The 26426-nt window shown below is 68.5% G+C and carries 17 protein-coding genes, 1 tRNA gene and 1 pseudogene; 10 read left to right on the top strand and 9 right to left on the bottom strand.

All coding sequences use genetic code 11. The features are described from left to right. Positions 1-51: 51 nt before the first annotated feature. Together IEY60_RS24740 and IEY60_RS24745 are read left to right on the top strand one after the other, a co-directional pair. The gene (locus tag IEY60_RS24740) at positions 52-903 is read left to right on the top strand and encodes an alpha/beta fold hydrolase (protein WP_189032795.1); all 852 of its coding nucleotides are present in this window, start codon (positions 52-54) and stop codon (positions 901-903) included. Continuing rightward, on the top strand, positions 900-3281 hold the full coding sequence (locus IEY60_RS24745; protein WP_189032797.1) for a glycoside hydrolase family 3 protein: 2382 nt from the start codon (positions 900-902) through the stop codon (positions 3279-3281). The genes IEY60_RS24740 and IEY60_RS24745 overlap by 4 nt, the downstream gene beginning before the upstream one ends. A gap of 420 nt (positions 3282-3701) precedes the next feature. On the opposite strand, the gene IEY60_RS24750 is transcribed toward IEY60_RS24745, so the two are convergent. Further along, positions 3702-4664, bottom strand: a complete 963-nt coding sequence (locus IEY60_RS24750; RefSeq protein WP_189033266.1) for a helix-turn-helix transcriptional regulator — start codon at positions 4662-4664, stop codon at positions 3702-3704. A gap of 63 nt (positions 4665-4727) precedes the next feature. On the opposite strand from IEY60_RS24750, the gene IEY60_RS24755 reads away from it, so the two are divergent. From IEY60_RS24755 to IEY60_RS24770, 3 genes and pseudogenes are all read left to right on the top strand, one after another. After that, positions 4728-5870, top strand: coding sequence for an epoxide hydrolase family protein (locus tag IEY60_RS24755; RefSeq protein WP_189032799.1), 1143 nt, complete (start codon positions 4728-4730; stop codon positions 5868-5870). A 198-nt stretch (positions 5871-6068) separates the two neighbouring features. Then, complete coding sequence (locus IEY60_RS24760; protein ID WP_189032801.1) at positions 6069-6605, top strand: hypothetical protein; 537 nt, start codon at positions 6069-6071, stop codon at positions 6603-6605. Positions 6606-6908: 303 nt separating this feature from the next. Beyond that, positions 6909-7433, top strand: a pseudogene (locus tag IEY60_RS24770) (ImmA/IrrE family metallo-endopeptidase). A 313-nt stretch (positions 7434-7746) separates the two neighbouring features. Here the strand turns inward: IEY60_RS24770 and IEY60_RS24775 are convergent. The 5 genes from IEY60_RS24775 to IEY60_RS24795 form a co-directional block, all read right to left on the bottom strand. Continuing rightward, complete coding sequence (locus IEY60_RS24775) at positions 7747-8151, bottom strand: arsenate reductase ArsC (protein ID WP_189032815.1); 405 nt, start codon at positions 8149-8151, stop codon at positions 7747-7749. 11 nt (positions 8152-8162) lie between these two features. Next, positions 8163-8834 carry an arsenate reductase ArsC gene (locus tag IEY60_RS24780; RefSeq protein ID WP_189032817.1) on the bottom strand — a complete coding sequence of 224 codons (672 nt, stop codon included), beginning with the start codon at positions 8832-8834 and terminating at the stop codon, positions 8163-8165. 26 nt (positions 8835-8860) lie between these two features. After that, positions 8861-9589, bottom strand: a complete 729-nt coding sequence (locus IEY60_RS24785; RefSeq protein ID WP_189032819.1) for an aquaporin — start codon at positions 9587-9589, stop codon at positions 8861-8863. Continuing rightward, complete coding sequence (locus IEY60_RS24790) at positions 9586-9963, bottom strand: ArsR/SmtB family transcription factor (RefSeq protein ID WP_189032821.1); 378 nt, start codon at positions 9961-9963, stop codon at positions 9586-9588. The genes IEY60_RS24785 and IEY60_RS24790 overlap by 4 nt, the downstream gene beginning before the upstream one ends. A gap of 68 nt (positions 9964-10031) precedes the next feature. Next, positions 10032-10943: a helix-turn-helix domain-containing GNAT family N-acetyltransferase gene (locus IEY60_RS24795; protein ID WP_189032823.1), complete on the bottom strand. Its 912-nt coding sequence runs from the start codon at positions 10941-10943 to the stop codon at positions 10032-10034. 101 nt (positions 10944-11044) lie between these two features. Here IEY60_RS24795 and IEY60_RS24800 point away from each other — a divergent pair, with 101 nt between their 5' ends. The 4 genes from IEY60_RS24800 to IEY60_RS24815 all read left to right on the top strand — a co-directional run bounded on the left by IEY60_RS24800 (position 11045) and on the right by IEY60_RS24815 (position 15057). Beyond that, positions 11045-12373, top strand: coding sequence for an FAD-dependent oxidoreductase (locus IEY60_RS24800; RefSeq protein WP_189032825.1), 1329 nt, complete (start codon positions 11045-11047; stop codon positions 12371-12373). A gap of 6 nt (positions 12374-12379) precedes the next feature. Beyond that, positions 12380-13624, top strand: coding sequence for an MFS transporter (locus IEY60_RS24805; protein ID WP_189032827.1), 1245 nt, complete (start codon positions 12380-12382; stop codon positions 13622-13624). Positions 13625-13987: 363 nt separating this feature from the next. Next, complete coding sequence (locus tag IEY60_RS24810) at positions 13988-14518, top strand: class IV adenylate cyclase (protein WP_189032837.1); 531 nt, start codon at positions 13988-13990, stop codon at positions 14516-14518. 128 nt (positions 14519-14646) lie between these two features. Continuing rightward, entirely contained in the window at positions 14647-15057 is a 411-nt protein-coding gene (locus IEY60_RS24815; RefSeq protein WP_189032839.1) for a DUF4189 domain-containing protein, read from the top strand. A gap of 132 nt (positions 15058-15189) precedes the next feature. On the opposite strand, the gene IEY60_RS24820 is transcribed toward IEY60_RS24815, so the two are convergent. The 3 genes from IEY60_RS24820 to IEY60_RS24830 all read right to left on the bottom strand — a co-directional run bounded on the left by IEY60_RS24820 (position 15190) and on the right by IEY60_RS24830 (position 16708). Continuing rightward, the gene (locus IEY60_RS24820) at positions 15190-15951 is read right to left on the bottom strand and encodes a tyrosine-type recombinase/integrase (protein WP_189032842.1); all 762 of its coding nucleotides are present in this window, start codon (positions 15949-15951) and stop codon (positions 15190-15192) included. 71 nt (positions 15952-16022) lie between these two features. After that, the gene (locus IEY60_RS24825) at positions 16023-16454 is read right to left on the bottom strand and encodes an AbrB/MazE/SpoVT family DNA-binding domain-containing protein (RefSeq protein ID WP_189032844.1); all 432 of its coding nucleotides are present in this window, start codon (positions 16452-16454) and stop codon (positions 16023-16025) included. Between the two features lie 172 nt (positions 16455-16626). Further along, positions 16627-16708 (bottom strand) — tRNA-Leu (locus tag IEY60_RS24830). 372 nt (positions 16709-17080) lie between these two features. Between IEY60_RS24830 and IEY60_RS24835 the strand changes: the two genes are divergently transcribed. Beyond that, complete coding sequence (locus IEY60_RS24835; RefSeq protein WP_189032846.1) at positions 17081-26416, top strand: type I polyketide synthase; 9336 nt, start codon at positions 17081-17083, stop codon at positions 26414-26416. Positions 26417-26426: the final 10 nt, after the last annotated feature.

Consider the following 26426-nt stretch of genomic DNA (forward strand, 5'->3'; position numbering starts at 1 on the left):
CCTGGCACACTCGTGTCCGCCATACAGGGACGTGGGATGGAAGGACCGCCGATGACTCGGAGCACTGAGGCGCCGATCGAATCGATCACGCTGCGGGGTGGCGCGGGTGCGCTCGCCGGATGGGAGGTCACCCCGCCCCCCGGTACGCCGAACCTCGGCACCGTGGTGCTGGTTCCGGGCTTCACCGGCTCCAAGGATGATTTCGAATTCATGCTCCCGCTGCTCGCGGCAGCCGGGTATCGCGCGGTCGCCTACGACCAGCGCGGCCAGTGGCAGTCCGAGGGGCCCGACGATATCTCCGGCTACGCCATGGCCGATTTCGGCGGTGACCTGCACGATGTCGTCGATCAGGTGTCGCCGGACGCGCCAGTGCACCTGGTCGGGCACTCCTTCGGTGGCTATGTCTCCCGTGTCGCCGTGGTCGAGACGCCCGCACGATTCCGCAGCCTCACGCTGCTGGCTTCGGGCCCTTCCTCGGTCGAGGACATCAAATTCCCGCCGCCGCAGGTGGTGGCGCAGGTGGTGGAAACCGCTGGTCAGGAATTCCTGTGGCAGCAGATGAGCGATGCCATGGCGGCCGCGGGCCAGACGCCATCGCCGGAGCGTGCCGAGTTCCTGCACAACCGCCTCGTGCAGACCAAGAAGGCGAACATCCTCGGCATTCTGAAGTGTATGGGGACCCCGCCGCTGGCCGATCCCGCCGCGCTGCGCGATGCCGGAGTGCCGCTGCTCGTCGCCTACGGCGACACGAACGACCTGTGGGACCCCGAGGTCCATGAGAATTTCGCTCGACAGTTGCGGGCCAGGACCGCGGTGTACCCGGGTGTCGGACATGTGCCGAACGAGGATGTCCCCGCGCAGGTAGCGGCCGATCTGGTGAACTTCTGGACGGAACCGGCATGACCGACGACATCGAAGACCTCCTGGACAAGCTGGACCTGGAGGCCAAGATCCGGCTCATCTCCGGATCCAATGTCTTCCGCTTCGCGGGCGACGAGAGTATCGGCCTGGCCGAGATGCCCGTTTCCGACGGCCCCTCCGGTGTGCGCGGGGAGACCTGGGACGAGCGCGACCCCTCGATCAGCCTGCCGTCCGGCTCGGCGCTGGCCGCCACCTGGGATCGCGATCTGCTGGCCGAGATCGGCGGGCTCATCGTCGCCGAAGCGCGCCGCAAGAATGTGTACGCGGTGCTCGGCCCGACCATCAATCTGCACCGAAGCCCGCTCGGCGGGCGGCATTTCGAATGCTTCTCCGAGGATCCGATGCTCACCGGTGAGATGGCTGTGGCCTATGTGGCCGGCGTGCAGGATCACGGCGTCAGCGCGTGCCCGAAGCATTACGTGGCCAACGACTCCGAGACCGAGCGCTTCACCGCCGACGCGATCGTCGATGATCGCACCCTGCGCGAGCTGTACCTGTACCCGTTCGAACGGTCGGTGGAGGCGGGCGCGTGGATGATCATGAACGCCTACAACTCGCTCAATGGCGTCACCATGACCGAAAGCCCGCTGCTGGATGAGCCTTTGAAGGGTGAATGGGGCTTCGACGGCGTGGTGGTCTCGGACTGGACCGCCGTGCGCTCCACCGAGGGTGCCGCCAAGGGCACCGACGTGGCCATGCCCGGCCCGTGGGAACTCTGGTCCGCGCCGCTGGTCGAGGCCGTGCGCGCGGGCGCGGTGCCCGAGGCCGCCATCGACGACAAGGTTCGGCGCATACTGCGATTCGCGCAGCGCGTGGGCGCGCTCAACGGAACTCCGCAGCAGCCACCAGCTTTCACCGAGGAGGCCGCGCGCCGGTTGGTGCGTGACGCCGCCGCCAAGGCGATGGTGCTGGCCGCCAATGACGGTGTGCTGCCGCTGGGCAAGCCCGCCCAGGTCGCCCTGCTGGGCGCGGCCGCCGCCCAGCCGCGCCTCGGTGGCGGCGGTAGCTCGACTGTTGTTCCGTCGCATACGAGTTCGCCGCTGCAGGGTCTGCGCGAGGTGCTGCCGGTGGTGTACACGCCGGGCGTTCACCTCAACGAGAACATGATCGCGGTGCCGCTGGATATCGTCACCGATCCGGAGACCGGCACTGCGGGCGTGAACCTGCGTTTCCTCGACGGCGAGACGGTCCTGGTTTCCGAGCACCGCACCGCGGGCACTCTCATGCTCTTCGGCACGCCCTTCGCCCTGCAGGCCAAGTCCTTCGAGATCCGTGGTCGCCTGCGCGCCGATGAGGCGGGGGAGTGGCGAATCGGCTTTGCGGGCGTCGGCACACTGCGCCTGGAGCTCGACGGTGAGACCGTGCTCAGCGAGACCGTCTTCCCAGAGGGCGGCGATCCGGTCGAGATGTTGCTGAATCCGCCGCAGCGCTGGGTCACCCGCACTCTCGCCGAGGGCGAAGAGGTCGATGTGCTCATCGAACTGGTTCCCGCCCTCGACAAGGGCCTGCCCGCCATGGGCCTCAGCTTCGGCATCGGCCGCCCGCGCCGCTCCGCCGACGAAGAGTTCGCCGCCGCAGTGGAATTGGCGCGTACCTCCGAGGTCGCCGTGGTCGTGGTCGGCACCACCGAGGCGATCGAATCCGAGGGTTACGACCGCACGGATCTGTTCCTGCCCGGCCGCCAGGACGAACTGGTGTCGGCGGTGGCCGCGGTCAACCCGCGCACCATCGTGGTGGTGAATGCCGGTTCGCCGGTCGAGATGCCGTGGCGTGACGAGGTAGCCGCGGTGCTGCTGGCCTGGTTCCCGGGGCAGGAATTCGGCGATGCGCTCGCCGATGTACTCACGGGCGCGACCGAACCCGGTGGCCGCCTGCCCACCACCTGGCCCAAGATCATGGCCGACGTGCCGGTACTGGATACCAAGCCCGCCGCCGACAACGCCCTGCCGTACACCGAGGGCATTCACATCGGTTACCGCGCCTGGCTGAAATTTGGTATTGCCCCGGCGTATCCGTTCGGCCACGGACTCGGCTACACCAGCTGGGAGCTCCTGGACCTGACAGTGAGCGGCCACACCGCCACCGTCACCGTCCGCAATATCGGCGAGCGTTCGGGCCGCCAGGTGGTGCAGGCGTACCTGTCCCGCCAGGGCAGTGCCATCGACCGCCCGGTGCGCTGGCTCTCGGGCTTCGTCGTGGTCGAGGCCGAGGCGGGCGAAACCGTCACCGCCACCATCGAATTGCCGCAGCGCTCCTTCGAACACTGGACGGACCAGGGGTGGGCGGTCGAACCTGGCGCGTTCACCCTGCACGTCGGCACCTCGGTATCCGTACTCCCACTCACGGCGGAAATCAGCTGATACACCCCTCGTTCACCCGGCGAGCTCTCCTCGTCATCCCGGCCGCGAACATCCCGGGATGACGAGGAGCGGCGGGACCCTCTTGTGTTCGTCGGCAATGCCGCGATGTACGCGCTGTATTGCGGCGGCGGCGGCGGTGTGCTGTTGCCCTTGCAGATCGAGCACATCGAACAAGGTCGCCGACTTCGGGCTGGTCGCCGGTATCTCCGCGGTCTTCGCGACCGTGTTCAACCCGGTCGCGGGTGCGCATGCTCGCCTTCGCCGTGCTCGACGGCTTCGCTGCGGGCACCGGTAGCCTGCTCCGAACTCATCCCCGAGTGACGACGGGGCTGGTGCTCATCTCGGCGATCATTGCTGCCGGCTTCTCTGCACGGCCGATTTGGGACCGGTGGCCAGTGTCGAAAGACCGACGGCCGAGATTCACGTCGTGGATGCGCCACCGGCCGCGCGGCGGAACCTCGTCGCGAGGCGATCGAACGCCACCGCGAGCTCGTCTCCGTCGATCACCTCGATGTCGACGTCGAGCTGTGTCAACCACAGCGCGAGCCGGTCCGGGTCGTGGGAACCCAGCTCGACACGGCACGTGGACTCGTCGACAACCTCGATATCGACCGGGAAGGGGATCTTCGCGGCGACCTCGGCGGCGGGAGCATGCACTAGTACCCGGGCGCGGTACGTCCAGGCCGCCTTGCTGATCCGTCCGACGACATACTCGACGACCTTGTCCTCCGGGATCACGCGCGGCTGGAACCGCGCACCCGTCGGTGCCTGCGCGACCATGCGGTCGACACGAAAGACCCGCCAGGCATCGCGGTCGAGATCCCACGCGAGCAGGTACCACAGCGGGCCCCAGCTCACCAGCCGTTGCGGTTCGGTGTGGCGGGCCCCTGCACTGCCCCCGTGCTTCGTGTATTCGAACCGGAGCCGTTCGTGGCCGCGGATCGCGGCGGCGACGGCGCCGAGAACCGAGAGCTCGAGCGGCGGCTCAGCTCCCGGAACGGTGCTCGTCGCCTCGCGTACCGCCTCGACACGCCGACGCAGGCGCGAGGGCAGCACTTGCTCCAGCTTCGCGAGCGCGGTCAGCGATGTCTCTTCGACTCCGAGCCTCTGGGTCGCGACCGCGCCAAGTCCGACCGCGACGGCGACGGCCTCGTCGTCGTCGAGCAGGAGTGGGGGCATCGCCGTCCCGGCGGCCAGCCGGTACCCGCCCGCGACGCCGGGGCGCGCGTCCACGGGATAGCCGAGCGATCGCAGTTTGCCGATGTCGGCGCGCACAGTCCTGGTGCTCACATCGAGTCGGCCTGCGAGCTCGGAGCTCGTCCAGTCCCGCTTGAGCTGGAGCAACGACAGCAGTTCGAGCAGGCGGGCCGAGGTCTCCAACATGTTCTCGATCATTCCCGCAATTGCGGAAGCTAACCTGCCGCATTACCCGGGAAGGTGGGCGTCATGAACGACAACAACGCACTCACACCCTTCCGCATCGACATCCCGCAGGCCGAGGTCGACGACCTTCGCAACCGGCTGACACATACGCGCTGGCCGGTCCCCGTGCCGGGCCGAGACGATCGCACCGACTTCAGCCGGGGCATCCCGCTGGTGTATCTGAAGGAGCTCGCCGAGTACTGGCGCGACGGGTTCGACTGGCGTGCGCAGGAGGCGAAACTCAATGAGCACGAACAGTTCACGACGGTCGTCGACGGCCAGACGTTCCACCTCGTCCACGCGCGATCGGCGAACCCGCAGGCCACCCCGCTGATCCTGAACCACGGCTGGCCGGGTTCGTTCGTCGAGTACCAGCGACTCATCCCGCTGCTGACCGTCGAGTTCCATGTGGTCATCCCGTCACCGCCCGGCTTCGGGTTCTCCACCCCACTGTCGGAGACCGGCTGGGAGCTGGCGCGGACAGCGGAGGCCTTTGCCGAGATCATGACGCGTCTGGGTTACGAGAGGTTCGCGGCCCACGGCACCGACATCGGCTCGGGCATCACCGGCCTCCTCGCGGCGCGCTACCCGGAGCGCGTCATCGGCACGCATATCGGCGCCGACCCTCGATATCTCGGGTTGGTCGGCGACAAGTTCCCACTCCCCGACGGTCTGTCCGATGACGAGATCGCCCAGCTCGCGGCACTGCGCACCGAGGATGCTGCCGATCGCGGGTATCTCGAGATGCAGAACCACCGTCCCGACACGATCGGCGTGGCGCTCACCGACTCGCCCGTCGGTCAGCTCGCGTGGATCGCCGAGAAGTTCAAGACCAGGGCCGGTGGCGACTCCCGGACGCCGGACGAGTCGGTCGACCGCGACCAGCTCCTCACGAACATCAGCCTGTACTGGTTCACCCGCAGCGGCGCGTCGAGCGCGCAGTTCTACTACGAGGGCGAGCACTCCGAACTCGACTTTGTCATGGCCTCCGACGTGCCGTCCGGCTGGGCCGTGTTCGACACCCACCCGCTCATCCGCCGCGCGCTGGACCCGTGGAAGGCGATCGGCCACTGGAGCGAGTTCACCGAGGGTGGCCACTTCCCCGCAATGGAGGAGACCGAGCTGCTCGCGGACGATATCCGCACTTTCTTCCGCGGCATTTCCTGACCCAGCGTCAGGGCCTGCGGGCGGAGCCCTGGACCGGCCCGGAGCCGGGAATCTGTGGGTCGAAACGGATGGGTCCGTGCTGTCAATGTGATATAGATCACAAAAGTTGCCTTTAAGGCGAGATGGCTATTACTAATAGCCCGATCGATGTTCGGTTGGTCCGGGTCGGGGGGGCACAAGGTCGAGAGGGAGTACTTAATGTTCAGCCGCTCAACTCGCAATATTCTTCTCGGTGCACTGCCAGTGGTTGTGGCGGTCACCTTCGCTGGTAGTGGTGTCGCGTCGGCGGATGCCTCCGCCGACCAACAGGCTCAGCCGGCCGCCGCGATGGCCGTCCAGGGTGACAGCTACGAGACCGCCATCGCCGAGTTTTCGTTCGGATCCGCCACCCCGGCGGGCGCAGTGATTTCGCAGAACGCCGAGCTTTCAGACGAAGGTCCTGTCTCGGAGGTGGCCGCTCCCGTGGTTTCGGATGTGATCGAGACGCAACTGCAGGACGTCGCGACCGATCCGAAGGCCGAGAACTCCGACCCGGTGGTCAACGGTGCCCTCGCTGGTGCCGGTCTCGGTGCGCTCGCCACCCTGGTCAACTGCATCCCGTCCGTGATCGTGTTGGGCGTGGGCTACCCGCTCTGCCTCATCCTCGGCGCACTCCCCCATGCGGTCGTCGGTGCCATCATCGGTGGCTTCGTGGGCCACGTGAACCCCGAGGTCATTCCGCAGGTCCTGCCCTGAGAGGGTGGGTCGGCAGGTGACTGCCCCCGGCTCGGAGACTCCCGGTGCTGCTGCGGTGAAAAACGCAGTCGCACCGGGAGTCTCGCCATTTGTGGGGAAACAGGTCCGAGCGCGTCTGACGTCATCGCGCTCGGCGTCTACGGCTTCTTCGCGACCCTGCAACCGCCATCATGTATGCACCGCTATGCACCGCGCGCTGCCTGAGCGAAGCTACTGGGGGATTCAACGGGGCCCGGTACCTCATCTCGGTGCGCTGATGGAATCGCGCGGCGTTGTCGTGTGTCTGATACCGATGACTGACGAGTGGTCATCACGCCCGAGAAGGTTCGATCGGTCTACACCTTCCGGTTCACCTGCGCCCACGAACTCGGCCACCTTCTGCTGCATGCGAATCCGTTGCCGGGAGACCGGTAACAGGAACGCGAGGCCGACCAGTTCGCGGCCGAACTTTTGACCCCACGTGCTGAAATCGAGCCGTTGCTGCCTAGAACGATGCGGCTGGCTGCCCTGGATGAGCTCGGCCGTCAATGGGGCGTGTCGATCGAGTCGCTGATCTACCGTATGGGTGAACTCAATTTCGTTACCGAAACATCGATTCGTCGAGCGCATCAGCGTCTTCACGGAACGGCCGATTTTCGCCGGGTTGAGCCGCTGACCTCGTACCCAGGTGAGATTCCGACGCTACTGCGCGACGCAGCCGATGTGGCCGACCGTCACGGATTCAGTCGAACAGACCTGGCCAACGAGCTGTGCTGGACCGAGCGTCACGTGGCAGATGCCCTCGGTGACGATGCCGATTCCCGGCCCAGGCTTTCGATCGTGAAATAGCCGCGACAACCTCCAACTTCGGATGGTTACCGGCGAAGAGGTCATGATCGGCTCGATGTAAAAGGTGATTTGGTTCTGTCGCGGGGCGGTGGTAGCTGCAGTGTGACGATCGGGGCACGGTGTCGCGCCGAGCACTCGAATGCGTGGAATCGCCGTGCGTCACGTCGGACTGGTTGCGCAGCCATCGACGTTCGCGATCGGTGATGGTTGCACAGCTACGACCCGTGACAAGCGTGTCCCTTGCAGGTCAGGAGTTGAACGCACCGCGGCCCCGAGGAAGCGGAATTGAGCCTCGGGACCACGACGTCCTTCACTACGCCGGGATCAGTTCGGCGACGAGCTTCTCGATGCGCGTACGGATTTCGTCACGGATCGGACGAACGGCCTCGACACCCTTGCCCGCCGGATCCTCCAACTTCCAGTCGCGGTAGTCCACGCCCGGGAAGTATGGGCACGCGTCACCACAACCCATCGTGATCACCACCGTCGAGGTCTCGACCGCGTCCGGGGTGAGGATCTTGGGTGCCTGGCTGGTGATGTCGATGCCGACTTCGGCCATCGCCTCGACCGCAGCCGGGTTGAGGGCGTCGCCGGGAGCGCTTCCCGCGGAACGCACTTCGATGGCGTCGCCGGCGAGGTGGGTCAGGAAGCCTTGTGCCATCTGGGATCGTCCGGCGTTGTGGACGCAGACGAACAGCACGCTGGGCTTGGTCGACACGGGGTGTCCTTTCAGTGGGTGGTGATGTCGAGGGAGGTGAGTAGGTCGCGGACGCGGTTGCCGATCTCGTCGCGGATGCCGCGCACGACCTCGAGGGACTGACGGTCGGGGTCGGTCAGTTCCCAGTTCTCGTAGCGACGGCCCGGGTAGATGGGACAGGCGTCGCCGCAGCCCATGGTGACGATGACGTCGGCGGCGCGCAGGATCTCCTCGGTCCAGGGCTTGGGGAACTCGCCGGTGATGTCGATGCCGATCTCGTTCATCGCTTCGACCGCGAACTGGTTGATGTGGGTATCCGGCTCCGATCCGCCCGACCAGGCGATCGCCTGGTCGCCGGCGAGGTGGGTGAACCAGCCCAGCGCCATCTGGGAGCGCCCCGCGTTGTGGGTGCACAGGAACAACGCGACCGGCTTGTCGGTGTTGAGTTTGCCCTCGACCTTGGCCAGGGCGAGCAGGCGCTGGCGGGCGAAGCGCTCGGCCAGCAGCGGCAGATAGTTGACCACGGTGGCGCGGGAGGCGAACTCGTCGTAGCTGGTGGTGAGGAAATGTTCGATGGTCTCGCGTCCGTAGGTCTCGGCGAAAGCCTCGTGTAGCCGGGTCGCCGCGGTGGTGAGCGCGTGGCGCTGGTCGATGGTCAGGGTCGAGCGCAGGTGGTCGGCGGGCGCGGCGGGGCTGTCGGACATAGGTGCTCCCAGTGGGGGGGGGTGGGTCAGTGATCGGTGGTGGACGGATGGGGGACGACCGCGTTGTCGGCGGCCTCGGCTACCGAGCGCGGATACAGCATGACGATCAACGCCAAACCCAGTGCGGCACCGATGATCTGGGCGAGGATGAACCCCGGTGCGGATCCCGGTGCGATACCGGCGAAGGTGTCGGAGAAGATCCGGCCGATGGTGACGGCGGGGTTGGCGAAACTGGTGGAACTGGTGAACCAGTACGCCGCGCCGATATAGGAGGCGACAGCAGCGGCCGACATCGCGGCGCGACCGCTGCGGGCCAGGGCGAAGATCACCGCGATCAGTCCGGCGGTGGCGACGACTTCACCGACGAGGTGGCCGGTGGTGATGCGGTCGTGGGTGGAGATCTGCCAGGCGCTCAGGTCGAACATGACATTGGCAAGAACCGCACCGGTGATCGCACCCGCGATCTGAGCGATGGCGTAGGTCAGGACATCAGTGGCGGTGAGCCCGGTGCCATACCGGCGTCCGGCCAGCCAATCAGCGGCCGAGACAACAGGATTGAAGTGCGCGCCGGAGACGGGACCGAACACCAGGATCAGGACGCCGAGGCCGAACACGGTCGCGGTGGAGTTGGCGAGCAACTGCAGGGCGGCATCGTCGGTGAGCTGCTGAGCGGCGATGCCGGAACCGACCACGACCGCGACGAGGGCGGCGGTGCCGACGAATTCGGCCAGCAACCGGCGAGCGTGGTCGGTCACCGGGCACCCGCTTGGATCGCAGGGATATCGAGCAGACGCGACAGCGGCGCCAATGCCTGCGACTCGATCCGGTAATACACCCAGGACCCCCGACGTTCGCTCGACAGCAGACCCGCCTCACGCAGCACTTTGAGGTGGTGGGAGATGGTGGGCTGGCTCAAGTCGAATCCCGCGGACAGGTCGCACACACAGGCTTCGCCGCCGCTGTGGCTGGCGACCAGGCTCAGCAGCCGCAACCGCACCGGGTCCGACAATGCCTTGAACGCGGCGGCCAGTTCGATGGCGGATTCGGCGGAGAGCGGTTCACGCGTCAGCGCGATGACCTCACAGGAGGGTGATGCCTGCGGCTGGCAGGATACGGGTGGTTTCGACACGCATCGATATTGACGGTCATCGAATCACGAGGCAAGCGAACAACGGGTGAACGCGACGACCGCCGACGCTATCGGCAGTCTGCGGGGCCGCAGGAATCCGCCGCGGTGCCGGGGCTGTCGGTGGCGGCGCGACGTTCGAGCAGCACGGTGTCACGCCAGACGCCGTCGAGGACCGCGATCCGCTCCCGCACCCCGACCGTGCGGAATCCCGCGGAATGGTGCAGGGCGATGCTGGCGCGGTTTTCCGGGAAGATCGAGGTCTGCACCATCCACAGGCCGTCGGCATCCGCGGCGATCACCTGGCGGTGCAACAACGATTTCCCGACACCGCGCCCGCGGGCGACCTCGGCGACGTAGACGGAGTTCTCGGCGACACCCGCGTAGCAGTCGCGGCTCGACGCAGGGGCGAGCGCGGCCCAGCCGACGACCTCGCCGTCGATCTCGGCGACCCACCGGTGGGTGGACAGCCAGGTGGCGTCGAGGTATTCGCGGGCAGGCACCTCGGTGGCGAAAGTGGCGTTGCCGGTGGCGATGCCCTCGCCGTAGATGCGGCACACAGCATCCCAATCGTCGTCGGTCATCGCGCGCACGGAGACGTCGGCGGGCAGGTCCGACGGGCAGCACGGGCGCGGGGTCAGCACACCCATGACGGCGTCGGCGGCATGGGGGAGTCCGGTGCAGCAGGCCGGGTTGACGGTGACGACGGTGGAGGTGCCGCTCTTGTGGACCCCGACGAAGCCGACATCGGCCAGCTTGCGCACGTGATGCGACACGGTCGGCTGGGTGATGCCCAGCGCCTCGGTCAGCTCGCCGACGGTGATCCCGGTCGGCCGAGTAGCGACGAGGTGCAGCAGTCGGACCCGGGTGGGTTCGGCCAGGCAGGAGAACCATTCGGCATAGGTGGTCGCGTCGTCGATCGACAGGGCGTCGACGCGGGGCGCGGCGGAGTCGCGGACCGTGGGCATGTCCAGAGACGTCATGCGCCGATTATATAGATGACAATCGATGGTTGCATTCATCGATGGTGGCCGATACAGTTCGAGCCAATACATAGATGCATGTCGATGAATGGAGCCTTGTGATGACCGATCTGCCTGTCGTCGTCGTAGGAGCCGGTCCCGTCGGGCTTGCCGCAGCAGCTGAGCTGCGGGAACGTGGCCTGGACGTGGTGGTGTTCGAACGCGGTCCCCGAGCCGGTGCCGCAGTCGCGCAGTGGAATCACGTGCGCTTGTTCTCCCGATGGGCCGAGCTCATCGCGCCAGCGGGTCGTCGCCTCCTCGACGGCACCGGCTGGGTGGCCCCGGCCGACGGGGACTACCCGACCGGTCAGGACTGGGCCCGCGACTACCTCGAGCCGCTGGCCGACGTCCTGGGCGACGCGGTCCGCTACGACACCGAGGTCGTCGGCGCAGCGCGCCGCGGCCGCGACCGGGTCGTGGACTCCGGCCGCGACACCGAACCGCTGTCGGTGCACCTGCGCCGCGCCGACGGATCCGAGGACCGGATCCTCGCCCGCGCGGTCATCGACGCCTCCGGCACCTGGACCACACCGAATCCCCTTGGCGGGGAAGGGCTTCCTGCCATCGGTGAACGTGACAGCAGCGCCATCTCCTATCGGGTGCCCGACGTCGATTCCGACTCCGAGCGGGCGCGCTACCGTGGCGCCCACACCGTGATCGCCGGGAGCGGGCACTCGGCCCTGACTGCGATCGTGGCGCTGTCGCAGCTGGCGAACGAGCCCGGCACCCGCCTGACCTGGGTACTGCGCCGCGGCCGGACCGATGCCACCTTCGGTGGCGGCGAGGCCGACGAACTGCCCGCCCGCGGTGCCCTCGGCCTGCGCGCGAAGAAGGCCGTCGAGGACGGACTGCTCGACGTGGTGACCGGATTCCGTACCGCCGCAGTCGACACCGATGCCGAAGGGCGAACGACTCTCGTCGCCGACGACGGGCGCAGTATTGATGGCGTCGACAATGTCATCGCCTTGACCGGGTTCCGCCCCGACCTGTCCTGGCTGTCCGAGGCCCGTCTGGAACTCGACTCCGTCCTGCAGGCCCCGGTCCGGCTCGCGCCGCTGATCGACCCGAACGTGCACTCCTGTGGCACCGTCTACCCGCACGGCGTCGCCGAACTGACCCACCCCGAATCCGGGGTGTACCTGGTCGGGATGAAGAGCTACGGTCGCGCGCCGACGTTCCTGGCGATGACCGGCTACGAGCAGGTCCGTTCCGTCGCGGCCGAACTCGCCGGTGACCATGAGTCCGCCGCCCGGGTCGAGCTGACCCTGCCCGAGACCGGTGTCTGTGGCGGTGCGGGTGTCTTCGACGACCCCGAGGGCGCAAGCTCCGGCGGCTGCTGCGCACCCGCTCCTGCGGTACTCACGCTGACTGTCCCGTCGATCCAGCGCTGACCACCTATGTTGTCCACCGTGACGGCCACGCAGACCGGACCGGCTTCGGCCGGTGCCGGTCTGCGGCGGCGCGTGCTGATCACGTTGTGCCTCACCGAGATCACCAGCTGGGGCATCCTCTACTACGCCTTCCCCGTCCTGTCGGTCTCGATCTCGGCCGACACCGGATGGTCGCTGCCGATGCTCACCGCGGCGTTCTCCCTGGGCCAGCTCGCCGCCGCCCTCACCGGTATTCCGGTCGGACGCATCCTCGACCGCATCGGCCCACGCACCGTCATGACCGCGGGATCAGTCCTCGCGATCCCTGCTCTGATCGTGGTGGCACTCGCCCCGAATCCGGTGGTGTTCTTTTTGGGTTGGCTCGTCGCCGGGGTCGCGATGGGCGCGGTGCTGTACCCGCCCGCGTTCGCGGCACTGACCCGCTGGTTCGGCGCCGACCACGTCAAAGCTCTGATGATCCTGACGCTGGCCGCCGGTCTGGCCAGCACCGTGTTCGCACCGCTGACCGCCGTCCTGGTACAGCGCACCGATTGGCGCGCAACCTATCTCGTCCTCACCCTCGTGCTGGCGGTTGTCACGGTGCCCGGGCATCTGTTCGGCCTCAGAGGTCCGTGGCCATCCGCACCGCCGCCGATCACCCCGCACGACGACGACCATCAGGCAATCGCCCGCAGCCCCGCGTTCCTGGCCTTGGTGATCGCGCTCAGCCTGGGCGCGTTCGCGGCGTTCGCCGGGGTGTTCAACCTCGTCCCCCTGCTCATCGAACGCGGATTCTCCCCATCGCTGGCCGCACTCACCCTTGGACTCGGCGGCGCCGGGCAAGTCCTGGGCCGCCTCGGCTACATCCCCCTGATGACACGCACCACCCCGGCCGCGCGCATTGTCGGCGCGTTCGCCACCACCGCCATCGCGACCGCTCTGCTGGGCTGGGTCACCACGGTATTCGCTCTGATCGCGGTGTCGATCGGCGCGGGTCTGATTCGCGGGATCATGACTCTGGTGCAAGCGACCGCGATCACCGACCGATGGGGCGCAACCCACTACGGCCGACTCAACGGCCTGATGTCAGCACCTGTGGTCGTCGTGATGGCGGCAGCACCGTTCGCCGGCACGGCGCTGATGAGCTGGACCGGCACCTGGGCCCGGACCTACCTCGTCCTCGCCGTCATCGCGGCCGTCGCGGCGGTCATCGCCATCGCGACGATCCCACGCACTCCCGAACCCGTCGATTCGTCGGTGCCCAACAAATGATGCGATTCTCGGACAGCTTTCCGGTGAACTGCGGTGTGCAGATGACCTTTTCGCGAGAATCGAGGGGTGATCGTGCACACCATGTCGAGAGCATTCAGGGCTACTAAGCGTGCCGTGAGCCGAGTGGCGACAAACGGACTGCTGTGGTCGAGTTGCGCGGCTGCGGCGCCGCCGGACCGCCTCTGCTCCTAGGAGCCTGTCGATGACAAGGCTGGCTCAATTGGCCGTGTCCCAAGAACCTGTGTGCTGAGTGCCGGTCCCGTCGGAGCTTCGAACGCCACGTGGGACGGGATGCGATACACCCGGCTCACGACCCGCCGAGTCGGATAGCCTCGCGCCATCGACAACTCAGAAGGAGTCCCCGTGCCCATCGAGCACGAAGCGAAGATCCTCGACATCGACCCCGACACCATCGAGCGTCACATCCTGGACAAGGGCGGCCACAAGCTCGGCGAGCGATTCATGCGCCGCTACGTCTACGACATCACCCCCGGGGCTGACGGCAAGTGGATCAGGCTGCGCGACAACGGAAATCGAACCACACTCGCCGTCAAAGAGATCATCGGCGACGCCATCGACGGCACGCACGAGGTGGAGGTGAGTGTCGATGACTTCGCCGCTACCAACTCCCTGCTCGAGATGATGGGATTCTCTGCGAAGTCGTACCAGGAAACCAAGCGGACCAGCTACACCCTCGACGGCGCAGAACTCGAACTCGACACCTGGCCCCGGATCCCGCCGTATCTCGAGATCGAGGCCGCCACCAAAGCTGACGTGATCCGTGTCGCCGAACTGCTCGGCTATACCGAAGCAGACCTCACCGGCGAGAACACGATCAAGATCTACGCACGCCACGGAATCGACCTCAACACGATACGAGAACTGCGCTTCTAGCGACTGCTCCCGCCTCCCGCTGTTTGCCGTGACCCCAAGACTTTTGGGGCGACCTCGCGACCATGCGCTGCGGTATCTTCCATGCGATCGCCGCACCCTAGTCGGCGCGCAGAGGAAGCACACACCACATGTTCAACAAGTCCTTTGCGGTCGCCGCGCTCTCGGTGAGCGCCGCTGCCGTCCTCGCGGCACCGCCCGCCGCCGCCGACCCGGTCAACTGGGGCGCCGTTTCCCTCAGCGTGTGGGGCAATGTCTACGCGTTTTCGGTCAACCACCCGACGGAAGCTGACGCCATTCAAGCCGCCGACCGAGCGTGCAAGGGTCAAGGCATCATCGACTGCCGGATGATGGTGACGTTCGCGAACGGCTGCGGTGCAGTCGTGACGAGTCCGCTCGCGATCGTCGCAGGGTTCCCGATCGTGGGCTTCGGTAAAGGGTCGACCCCAGGGGAGGCACACGCAGACGCCACCCGCAACCTCCCCACCGGCACCGGAAGCGCCGGCTCGTTCAATCGCGACCACGCCTGCACCCGGCCTTGATCTAGTTCCCGCACGGTCCTCGGTAAAATGTCGGGCTGACACCCCTCCTTAGCTCACGCCGTCGATGCGCACCTGAGCGAGTGAAGCCGAGGGCGGTCGGTTGAGCAACCAGCCGGACCGCCCTCAGCGCTATCACGCTGTCGGAAGGTCGAATTCAGTGAGTCGGAGATCGCGGGTCGGCGTTGCTGCCGGGTGCCCGACGCCGCGCGCGAGAGGGTGCGGCTCACCGGTGAGGACCGCCAGTGCGGCGGCGACTTCCTGCAGGTGAGATTTGACGTATGTGTCGGTAGTGCCGGAACTCTTGCCACGGTGTCCGGCGAAAGCACGGGCAACGGCATAGCTGAAAGTTCGTTCGACCCAGGTCAACGTGGTGTGACGCAGCCAGTGGGCGGTAACACCTTGCGTGGCCACCCAGGGCAGTGACTCGCTGATCCGCCCCCATATGTAGTCGTATCGGCGTGTGGTGATCGGTCGACCGTGACGGTAGCGCAGCAACTGGCCACTGAAAGGCGCCCCGCGATCGGTGGCATGGTCGTTCAGGTGCCGCATCAGAGTTGGCGACACCGGCTGCCAACGATCCGAGCCACCCTTCTCCCGCAGGAACACCAAGCACTGGTCGCGATCGAGATCCTGTGGTCGCAACGCCAGCGCACCGCCCCGACGGCATGCGGTCTCGAGGTGGAACCGCAGGATCAGGGCGTCGAGTTCTTCGAGCTCGTGACGGGTGGGCTCGGTCAAAGACCGGTCCGGCCAACGCGATTCGAGCAGATCGAAATGGGTTCCATAGGTACGCGCGGTACCCGCCGACAGACGTGCCCGGACGCGCGGGATCACCTCGGCGAACGTCGGGGCTGCTGGTGCGGTGTCGACGAGGTCGGCGCCGGTGATGCCCATCTGGGCCAATAGCAATCGGGCCGCAGCCAAGGTATCTGCGGTGACCTCAGTCTGAGCAGCGCTTTGGATAGTTACAGCGATTCCACCAGGATTCGTCGGCTCTGACTGGTCAGCCCGTCGAGCACGGCCGGGGGATGGATCACAAGGCGCTTCTTCCCGAAGTGCGCCACCAGCAGCACCCGGTCGCCTTCGAGCAAACCGACCCGGCGACGTTTATGGACCGGAACGCGGAAGAACCCGGCACGAGTCACCTGGACAGAGCCATCGGTCGCCTCGCGCACGAGAATCAGTCGGTCCTCCGGACACGACACTGTTAGCCGGGTGCCCGGTAGCCAGCCCAGCGCAGTGAGCACCGCGCGGTCGGTGACACGGCCCGCATCACCCACGACAGCGAAGCCGTAGATGATCTCAGGGTCGGTTGTGCGGGGGATGAAACGCATCGGCAGCGGGGCGTGGATGCGTTCCTGAAGAGGGGTCTGCGGCGGGATGATCGGCTCGATCACCGGCGTTCACCGCACCCTGCGCCGGGGGTGCCGAACAGGCTGAAAAGTGGCACAGCTGCCACCTGAGTTCTGCGCTCATGCAGCTCAGGGACGTGCAAGGTGGTTCTCCTTCGTGTGCGAGTGCACTCGAACACGCTGGAGCCCCGAAAGTGGCACGTATGCCACAAATCTGTGCGCGAGAGGGGACTTGAACCCCTACGTCCGTGGACACCAGAACCTAAATCTGGCGCGTCTGCCAATTTCGCCACTCGCGCTGGATGTGTACGACCGTCCAAACTCTACCGGGCAAATCCGGCTACGCGAAGCGTTGGGGCGGCATGTCGTACTCGTCGGTAACACGACCTGGGATTATAACGATTTGGTAACCACCAATGTGAGAGCCACTCATGTTTGCGAAGCGAAGTAACAGGTCCCACCTGCGCGTTCAAACATGAGGCGGGGTCATGTTTCAGATAGTTCTGGTACGGACGTGCAGAAATACTCGGCGGTAGCTGTCGTGCGGGAGAGAAACGTGAGGCTTTCCTCATGATTTTGTGCGATCGTGGCTCTCAACAGGCCCAAGGGGCTGCCGGATACGTGTGCGTGCCGTCGGTGGGCGGAGCGCCAGGAGAAGGAAGTCGAGCGTCTTGACGATCAACGAGAGCACCGAGATGGGCATGGGGTCGACCGCGAAAGCTGGTGGTCGTGGCCAGGCATCGGGTGTCCGCGCGGCACTGGTGGAGCAGCTGCGCAACGGGGCCGGGTATGCGTTGGCGTTCGGTGGGCAGGGTGCGCAGTGGCTGAGCGAGCTCGAGGAGATCGGTCGCGACAGCGCGCTCGAACCCGAGCTGACCGCACTGGTGCACGAGGCCGCGGCGCTGATCGAGCCGGTTGCGGCACAGTTGCTGGTGGTGCGTCCCGGTGGCTTCGACCCGATGGGCTGGATGCTCGAGAGTGAGCTGGACGAGCCGGAGGAGCCCTCGTCGGTGCCGGCGGACTCGGTACTCCGCTCGGCCGCCGTCTCGATGCCCGGCGTGCTGCTTGCCCAGCTCGCGGCCACCAGGGCCCTGCGTCTGCAGGGTCTCGACCCGGCCGAGCACCCGCCGGTCGCGATCATCGGGCATTCGCAGGGCCTGTTCGCCGCCGCCGCTGTCGAGGCCGGCGGCGCGCGCGACGCGGAGCTGCTGGCCATTGCCCAGCTCGTCGGCGCCGCTGCCGGGCTCGTCGCGCGCAGGCGCGGGCTGATGCCGGTGGGCGAGCGCTCGCCGATGGTCGCGGTGTCCAATGTCGATCCCGAGCAGCTGCAGGCGATCGTCGCCGAGGTCGCCGAAGGCGTCGATCCCGCGCTCGCCGCCTTGGTGTCGATCCGCAACGGACGCAGGCGGGTCGTGCTGTCCGGCGCTCCCGCCCAGCTCGACCGGGTGCGGACCAAGTGCGCGCAGCTGCACGACGAGCAGACTCGCGAGCGGGAGAGCAAGATTCGCGGCGGTGCGGTGTTCGCGCCGGTGTTCGAGGACGTCGCCGTCGACATCGCCTTCCACCACCCGGCTCTGGCCGAGACCGTCGACCTGGTCGCGGGCTGGGCCCGCCAGTGCGACCTCGACGCCGAGCTCGCCGCCACCCTGACCCGGCAGATCCTGGTCGACTCGATCGACTGGGTCGCCACCGTCGACGCCGTCGTCGAGGCGGGCGTGGAGTGGATCCTGGATCTCGGCCCCGGCGACCTGCTCTCGCGGGTCACCGGCGGTTCGCTCAAGGGCACCGGCGTCGGCGTGGTCGCCGCCGCCACCCGCCCCGGCCAGCGCAGCCTGCTCACCCCGGGCGCGGCTCCCGAGGCGGCCACCCCGTGGTCGGCGTTCGCGCCCAAGCCGGTGCGGCTGCCCAACGGGCGCATCGTCGTGGAGACCGCGTTCACCAAGCTCACCGGCCGCTCGCCGATCCTGCTGGCCGGCATGACCCCGACCACCGTCGACGCGAAAATCGTTGCGGCCGCGGCCAACGCGGGCCACTGGGCCGAGCTGGCCGGTGGCGGTCAGGTCACCGAGCAGATCTTCGCCGACCGGATGACCGAGCTGCGTCAGCTGCTGCAGCCGGGTCGCGCGGTGCAGTTCAATTCGCTGTTCCTCGACCCCTACCTGTGGAAGCTGCAGCTGGGCGGCAAGCGCCTGGTGCAGAAGGCGCGCGCGGCGGGTGCGCCGCTGGACGGCGTGATCGTCACCGCGGGCATTCCCGAGCTGGACGAGGCCGTCGCGCTGATCGAGGAGCTGACCGAGGCCGGCATCAGCCATGTCGCGTTCAAACCGGGCACCGTCGCCCAGATCCGCGCCGTGCTGCGCATCGCCGACGCCGTGCCGGACTACCCGGTGATCATGCACATCGAGGGCGGCAAGGCCGGCGGGCACCACTCCTGGGAAGACCTGGACGACCTGCTGCTTGCCACCTACGCCGAGCTGCGCAACCGCGCCAATGTGGTGGTCTGCGTCGGCGGCGGCATCGGCACCCCCGAGCGGGCCACCGACTACCTGACCGGCACCTGGGCCACCAACCACGGCTACCCGGCGATGCCGCTGGACGGCGTGCTCGTCGGCACCGCCGCCATGGCGACCCTCGAGGCGACCACCGCCCCCGAGGTCAAGCAGCTGCTCGTCGACACCCCCGGCACCCCCGACTGGGTCGGTGCGGGCACCGCCAGCGGTGGCATGGCCTCGGGCCGCAGCCAGCTGGGCGCCGACATCCACGAGATCGACAACGCCGCCTCGCGCACCGGTCGCCTGCTCGACGAGGTCGCCGGTGACGCCGAGGCCGTGGCCGCCCGTCGCGAGGAGATCATCGCGGCGCTCGACGCCACCGCCAAGCCCTACTTCGGCGACGTCGCCACCATGACCTACCAGCAGTGGCTGGAACGCTATGTCTCGCTGGCCGTTTCGAGTGAGGTTCCGATCTCGTTCGACTGCGGCAGCGACATCGGCGACGCGATCCGCGACGCCACCCGCTCGGACTGGCTCGACATCAGCTGGCGTGACCGGTTCGCGGAGATGATGCGGCGCACCGAAGCCCGGCTGCATCCCGCCGACAGCGGCGAGATCGAGACGCTGTTCGCCGACGACGAGGCGTTCGAGCACCCGGTGGAGGCGCTGTGCGCGCTGAAGAAGCAGTACCCCAGCGTCGCCGAGACCGTGCTGCACCCGGCCGACGTGCCGTTCTTCGTCTCGCTGTGCAAGACGCCGGGCAAGCCGGTGAACTTCGTGCCCGTTGTCGACGCCGACGTGCGTCGCTGGTGGCGCTCGGATTCGCTGTGGCAGGCCCATGATCCGCGGTACTCGGCCGACCAGGTGTGTGTCATCCCCGGCACCGTCGCGGTCGCCGGTATCACCCGGGTCGACGAGCCGGTGGGCGAGCTGCTCGACCGCTTCGAGCAGGACACCGCCTACAGCCTGGTCCGGGCGGGCGTCGTGCCCGCGCCGGTCGACGCGCGCCGCGTCGCAGGTGTCGTTGCCGGCCCGATCGACACCGTGCTCGCCGCCCCCGACGTGCAGTGGGCCGGCCGCACCACCGTCAACCCCGTGCACCGCCTCGGTGCCGTCAGCGAGTGGGTCGTGGAGCAGGGGAGCGCGGTGCATCAGGGCACCGGCGCGACGCTGACCGAGATCTCCGGCCCCGAAGCCGATTTCGGCTACGTCGAGCTGGCCGTGCCGCTGCTCGGCCGGGACGCGGTGAAGATCCGCATCACCGTGCCGGTGAGCATCTACTCCGGCGGCGCGCCGGTGATCACCGAAGCCGATGCCGAGACCGCCATGTCGGCGCTGCTCGGCGTGGCCGCCGGGCAGTCGCTGCCCGAGGTGAAAGCCGGTGTGGCACACCTCAACCTGGCCTGGATGCCGGACCTGGTCGCCGACCACGCCGGTGTCACCGGTTCGGGTCTGCCCGCCACGCTGAGCACCCTCGGCCGCACCGCCCCCGACGTGCTCGTCGGCGCCTGCTGGCCCGCGGTGTTCGCGGTGCTCGGCACGGCCCGCACCGGCAACGGTGGTTCGGTGATCGAGGGCATGCTCGACCTGGTCCACCTGGATCACCAGATCGAGCTGCTCGACGAACTGCCCTCGGAGACCGGCATTCTCGTGGTGCGGGCCGAGAGCGGCGCGGTCGTCGACACCGATATGGGTCGTGTCGTCGAGGTGGCCGTCACCGTCGGCCTGATCCTCGATCAGGGACTCGAGGCGGCGCCGCTGGCCCGGCTGGTCGAGCGATTCGCCATCCGCGGCCGCAACGGCGCGGGCGAGCTCACCGATCCGCCGCGCGCGGCCGGTGCGGTCTCCGCCGACGCCACCGACACCCCGCGCCGCCGACGCCGCGACGTCACCATGGCCGCCCCGCGCGCCATGCACGCCTTCGCCGCGGTCTCCGGCGACCACAACCCGATCCACACCTCCGACGCCGCGGCCAAGCTGGCCGGTCTCGGCAGCCCGATCGTGCACGGCATGTGGCTCTCGGCCGCCGCCCAGCACGCCGTGGTCGCGGTGGATCCCGAAAGCTCCGTTCCCGCACGCACTCTCACGGCATGGACCACCAGGTTCCTCGGCATGGTGCGCCCCGGCGCGACCGTGGACGTGCGGGTGGAGCGGATCGCGGTGGACGCGGGCAGCGAGATCGTCGAGGTCTCCTGCCGTGTCGACGGTGACCTGGTCATGACCGCGACCGGGCGCACCGCCGCCCCGAAGACCGTCTACGCCTTCCCGGGCCAGGGCATCCAGCGCAAGGGGATGGGTCTGGACGCGCTGACCCGCTCGAAGGCGGCCAAGCAGGTGTGGGAGCGTGCCGACGCGCACACCCGCGAAGCCCTCGGTTTCTCGATCCTGGCGGTGGTGCGCGACAACCCGACCTACCTCAAGGCGCGCGGTGTCGAACACCGCCACCCGGACGGCGTGCTGCACCTGACCCAGTTCACCCAGGTCGCCATGGCGACACTCGGCGTCGCCCAGGTCGCCGAGCTGCGCGAGGCCGGCGCCTTCGTCGAGGGCGCGATGCTGGCCGGTCACTCGGTCGGTGAGTACAACGCCCTGGCCGCCGTCGCCGGGGTGCTGCCGCTGGAGGCCGTGCTCGAGGTGGTGTTCCAGCGTGGCTCGGCCATGCACGAGCTGGTCCCGCGCGACGCGCAGGGCCGCAGCGACTACCGGATGGCCGCCATCCGCCCGTCGCAGATCGGGCTGCCGGATGCCGAGGTCATCGACTTCGTCAACGGCATCGGTGAGGCCACCGGGGAGTTCCTCGAGGTCGTCAACCTGAACCTGCGTGGTTCGCAGTACGCCATCGCGGGCACGGTCGCCGGGCTCGAGGCGCTCGAGACCGAGATCGACCGGCGCCGCGAGGAATTCGGTGGCAAGCGCGCGTTCATCCTGGTGCCCGGCATCGACGTGCCGTTCCACTCCTCGGTGCTGCGCGACGGTGTCCCGGAGTTCCGGCAGAAGCTCGAGCAGCTGCTGCCGACCGAGGTGCACCCGGAGGTTCTGGTCGGTCGCTACATCCCGAACCTGGTGCCGCGTCCGTTCTCGCTGAAGCGTGAATTCCTCACCGAGATCGCCGAACTCGTGCCGTCCGAGCCGCTGGCCGCGGTGCTGGCCGACTTCGACAGCTGGGCCGCGCGCGAGGCCGAACTGTGCCGCGTGGTGCTGATCGAGCTGCTGGCCTGGCAGTTCGCCAGCCCGGTGCGCTGGATCGAGACCCAGGACCTGCTGTTCACCGACCCCGCGCACGGCGGCCTCGGCGTGGAGCGGTTCGTCGAGATCGGCCTCGGCGCCACTCCGACGGTGGCCAACCTGGCCTCGCAGACACTGAAGCTGCCCGCGTTCGGCGGGGCGACGGTCGAGGTGGTCAATGTCGAGCGCGATGCCGCGGTCGTCTACGCCACCGACACCGATCCCGCCCCGGTCGACGACATCGAGGAGACCCCGGCCGAGGCGCCTGCGGCCGCTCCCGCCGCGGCCGCACCGGTCGCCGCGGCGCCGGTCGCCACCGGTGGCCCGCGTCCCGACGACATCTCCTTCTCCGCCGCCGACGCCACCCGCGTGCTCATCGCGCTGTGGACCAAGCTGCGGCTGGACCAGATCGGCCCGGTCGACACGATCGAAGGCCTCTGCGACGGCGTGTCGTCGCGCCGCAACCAGCTGCTGGTCGACCTCGGTTCCGAGCTCTCGCTCGGCGCCATCGACGGCGCGGCCGACGCCGACATGGGCGCGCTGTCCGCCACCGTCGAGCGCCTGGCCCGCACCTACAAGCCGTTCGGCACCGTGCTCACCGATGCCATCGGCGACCACCTGCGCAAGGTCTTCGGACCCTCCGGCAAGCGGCCCGCCGCCATCGCCGACCGGGTCAAGAAGGTCTGGGAACTGGGTGACGGCTGGGCCAGCCACGTCACCGCCGAGGTTTCCCTCGGCACCCGCGAAGGCGCCAGCGTGCGCGGCGGCGACCTCGGCGGACTCGTCGGCGGTGCGCTCACCGACGCCGCCTCGGTCGACGCGGCCATCGACGCCGCCGTGCAGTCGGTGGCGGCGCGACGTGGTGTCGCGGTCTCGCTGCCCTCGGCGGGTGGCGCGTCCGGCGGCACCGTCGACGCGGCGGCGCTGGGCGAGTTCACCGAGCAGATCACCGGCCGGGACGGCGTGCTCGCCACCGCGGCCAGGGTCATTCTCGAGCAGCTCGGCCTCAGCGAGCAGGTCAGCGCGCCCGAGGCCACCGAGGACACGCTCGTCGACCTGGTCTCGGCCGAACTCGGCACGGACTGGCCGCGACTGGTCGCCCCGGCGTTCGACGCCCGCAAGGCCGTCCTGATCGACGACCGCTGGGCCACCGCCCGCGAGGACCTGGCCAAAATGTGGCTCGGCGACGACGCGGCCACCGCCGAGCAGTCGATCTCCGGCTACGTCGGTGCGGGCGAAGCCGTTGCCGCGCAGGCGAACTGGTGGCGGCAGCGGGCGATGCACGAGGCCCGCTCGGTGCTGGCCGGCGTGTACGCCCAGATCGCCGAGGCCGCGCTCGACACCACCGATGCCGGTCTGTGGTCCGACGACGTCGCCGTGATCACCGGCGCCAGCAAGGGTTCCATCGCCGCCGCGGTCACCGGCAAGCTGCTCTCCGGTGGCGCCACCGTCGTGGTCACCACCTCTCGCCTGAACGACGAGCGGCTGCGCTTCTACCGTTCGCTGTACCGCGACAACGCCCGCCACGGCGCGGCGCTGTGGGTCGTCCCGGCGAACATGGCCTCCTACCAGGATCTCGACGCGCTGATCGAGTGGGTCGGCACCGAGCAGGTCGACAACGCGGGTGGCGCCAAGATCAAGGTCAAGGACGCCATGACCCCGACGCTGCTGCTGCCGTTCGCGGCACCGCGCGTCGCCGGTGATCTCGCCGACGCGGGCGCCCGCGCCGAGATGGAGATGCGGGTCCTGCTCTGGTCGGTCGAGCGGCTGATCGGCGGCCTGTCCGCCCTCGGCGCCGATCACGACGTCGACGCGAAACTGCATGTGGTGCTTCCGGGTTCGCCCAACCGCGGCCTCTTCGGCGGCGACGGTGCCTACGGCGAGTCCAAGGCCGCGCTCGACGCGGTGGTCACCCGCTGGCGGGCCGAGAAGTCGTGGTCCGCGCGCGTCACCATGGTGCACGCGCTGATCGGCTGGGTGCGCGGCACCGGGCTGATGGGCCACAACGACCCGATGGTCGAGGCCGTGGAGAAGGCCGGCGTGCACACCTGGTCGACCACCGAGATGGCCGACGAGCTGCTCAAGTGGTGCACCTCGCGGGCCCGTCAGGTGACCGAGACCGGTCCGCAGCAGATCGACCTCACCGGTGGTCTGGCGCGCGCCAAGCTCGACCTGCCCGCGCTGGCCAAGCAGGCCCAGGAGGCCGCGGCCGCGAGCGAGGAGGAAGCGGCCACCGCCGCGACCATCGCCGCGCTGCCCGCGCCGCCGACCCTGAGTTCGGCTCTGCCGGTGCCGGAGTGGGGTGCGGTGACCGCCGACCTCAGCGACATGGTCGTCATCGTCGGTGCCGCCGAACTCGGCCCGTACGGCTCCTCGCGCACCCGCTTCGAGATGGAGGTCGAGGACAAGCTCTCCGCCGCCGGCGTGCTCGAGCTGGCCTGGACCACCGGTCTGATCCGCTGGGAGAACGACCCGAAGCCGGGCTGGTACGACACCGAATCCGGTGACTTCGTGCCGGAGTCCGAGCTGGCCGAGCGCTACCACGACACCGTCGTCGAGCGCTGCGGTGTGCGCCGCTACGAGGACGACGGCGCGATGCTCGACAACGCGGCGCCGCTGCTCACCTCGGTGTTCCTCGACCAGGACCTGACCTTCACCGTCGCGGGCGAGGCCGAGGCGCGTGCCTTCCACACCGCCGATCCCGAGCACACGGTGATCAGCCCGGTCGCCGACTCGAGCGACTGGACCGTCACCCGTCAGGCCGGCACCGAGATCCGGGTGCCGCGCAAGGCGAAGCTCTCGCGGGTGGTCGGTGGTCAGATCCCGACCGGCTGGGACCCCACGATCTGGGGTGTCTCCGCGGATATGGCCGCCTCGATCGACCGGGTCGCGCTGTGGAACATCGTCTGCACCGTCGACGCGTTCGTCGGCGCCGGCTTCAGCCCCGACGAGCTGATGAGCTGGGTGCACCCGAGCCTGGTGGCCAACACCCAGGGCACCGGCATGGGCGGCATGTCCTCGATGCGCTCGCTCTACGTCGACAACCTGCTCGGCGAGCCGCGCCCGAACGACATCCTCCAGGAGGCGCTGCCCAACGTCGCGCTGGCGCACGTCGTGCAGTCCTACGTCGGCAGCTACGGCGCCATGGTGCACCCGGTCGCGGCGTGCGCCACGGCGGCGGTGTCGGTGGAGGAAGCCGTCGACAAGATCCGGCTCGGCAAGGCCGAGGTCGTGGTCGCCGGTGGTTTCGACGATCTGGGCATCGAAGGCATCGTCGGCTTCGGTGACATGTCGGCCACCGCGGACTCGGCGGCCATGCGCGCCAAGGGCATCAGCGATCGCTACTTCTCCCGCGCCAACGACCGCCGTCGCGGCGGCTTCGTGGAATCGCAGGGTGGTGGCACCGTGCTGCTCGCCCGGGGTGACGTGGCCGTGGAGATGGGGCTGCCGGTGCTCGGTGTGCTCGCCTTCGCGCAGTCCTTCGCCGACGGCGTGCACACCTCCATCCCCGCGCCGGGTCTCGGCGCGCTGGGTGCGGGCCGCGGTGGTAGCGGCTCGCGCCTGGCCGCCGAACTGCGCAAGCTCGGCGTCACACCCGACGACATCACGGTGATCTCCAAGCACGACACGTCCACCGCCGCCAACGACCCCAACGAGTCGGAGCTGCACGAGCGGCTCGCAGGCGCGCTGGGCCGCACCAACGGCGCTCCCATGTTCGTGGTCTCGCAGAAGAGCCTCACCGGCCACGCCAAGGGCGGCGCGGCGGCCTTCCAGCTCATCGGCCTGTGCCAGGTGCTGGAAACCGGTGTGGTGCCGCCGAACCGGAGCCTGGACTGCGTCGACGAGAAGATGGCTGCCTACCCGCACCTGGTGTGGGCGCGCGAACCGCTGCGCTTCGGGGACAAGTTCGCGCTCAAGGCGGGTCTGGTGACCTCTCTCGGCTTCGGCCACGTGTCCGGTCTGCTCGCGGTGGTTCATCCGCAGGCGTTCCTGGCCGCGATCGAGCCGGCGGCGCGGGCCGAGTACCAGGAGCGGGCGCAGGCGCGTCAGCTCGCGGGCAGGCAGCGCTTCGCCGAGGCCATGTGCGGCGGCGCGGCACTGTACGAGAAGCCGGCGGATCGTCGCCTGGGCGCCGAGGGCACCCCGGCCAAGCAGATCCGTCAGCTCGAGGCCGACATGCTGCTCTCGCCGGAGGCCAGGCTCGACAGCGAGGGTCTGTACCGCGCGAACGGATGGGGTTGCGGCGCAGGACAGCTCGGTTCTGCCCCGCAGTCGACCGAAGCGTCGTAGGCTGCCGGTT

Source organism: Nocardia rhizosphaerihabitans (assembly GCF_014646295.1).
Taxonomy (GTDB): domain Bacteria; phylum Actinomycetota; class Actinomycetes; order Mycobacteriales; family Mycobacteriaceae; genus Nocardia; species Nocardia rhizosphaerihabitans.

Coding starts and splice junctions, on each gene's coding strand:
- IEY60_RS24740 (WP_189032795.1), top strand. CDS start 52: ATGACTCGGAGCACTGAGGCGCCGATCGAATCGATCACGCTGCGGGGT.
- IEY60_RS24745 (WP_189032797.1), top strand. CDS start 900: ATGACCGACGACATCGAAGACCTCCTGGACAAGCTGGACCTGGAGGCC.
- IEY60_RS24750 (WP_189033266.1), bottom strand. CDS start 4,664: ATGTTGGAGACCTCGGCCCGCCTGCTCGAACTGCTGTCGTTGCTCCAG.
- IEY60_RS24755 (WP_189032799.1), top strand. CDS start 4,728: ATGAACGACAACAACGCACTCACACCCTTCCGCATCGACATCCCGCAG.
- IEY60_RS24760 (WP_189032801.1), top strand. CDS start 6,069: ATGTTCAGCCGCTCAACTCGCAATATTCTTCTCGGTGCACTGCCAGTG.
- IEY60_RS24780 (WP_189032817.1), bottom strand. CDS start 8,834: ATGTCCGACAGCCCCGCCGCGCCCGCCGACCACCTGCGCTCGACCCTG.
- IEY60_RS24795 (WP_189032823.1), bottom strand. CDS start 10,943: ATGACGTCTCTGGACATGCCCACGGTCCGCGACTCCGCCGCGCCCCGC.
- IEY60_RS24800 (WP_189032825.1), top strand. CDS start 11,045: ATGACCGATCTGCCTGTCGTCGTCGTAGGAGCCGGTCCCGTCGGGCTT.
- IEY60_RS24805 (WP_189032827.1), top strand. CDS start 12,380: ATGTTGTCCACCGTGACGGCCACGCAGACCGGACCGGCTTCGGCCGGT.
- IEY60_RS24815 (WP_189032839.1), top strand. CDS start 14,647: ATGTTCAACAAGTCCTTTGCGGTCGCCGCGCTCTCGGTGAGCGCCGCT.
- IEY60_RS24820 (WP_189032842.1), bottom strand. CDS start 15,951: ATGGGCATCACCGGCGCCGACCTCGTCGACACCGCACCAGCAGCCCCG.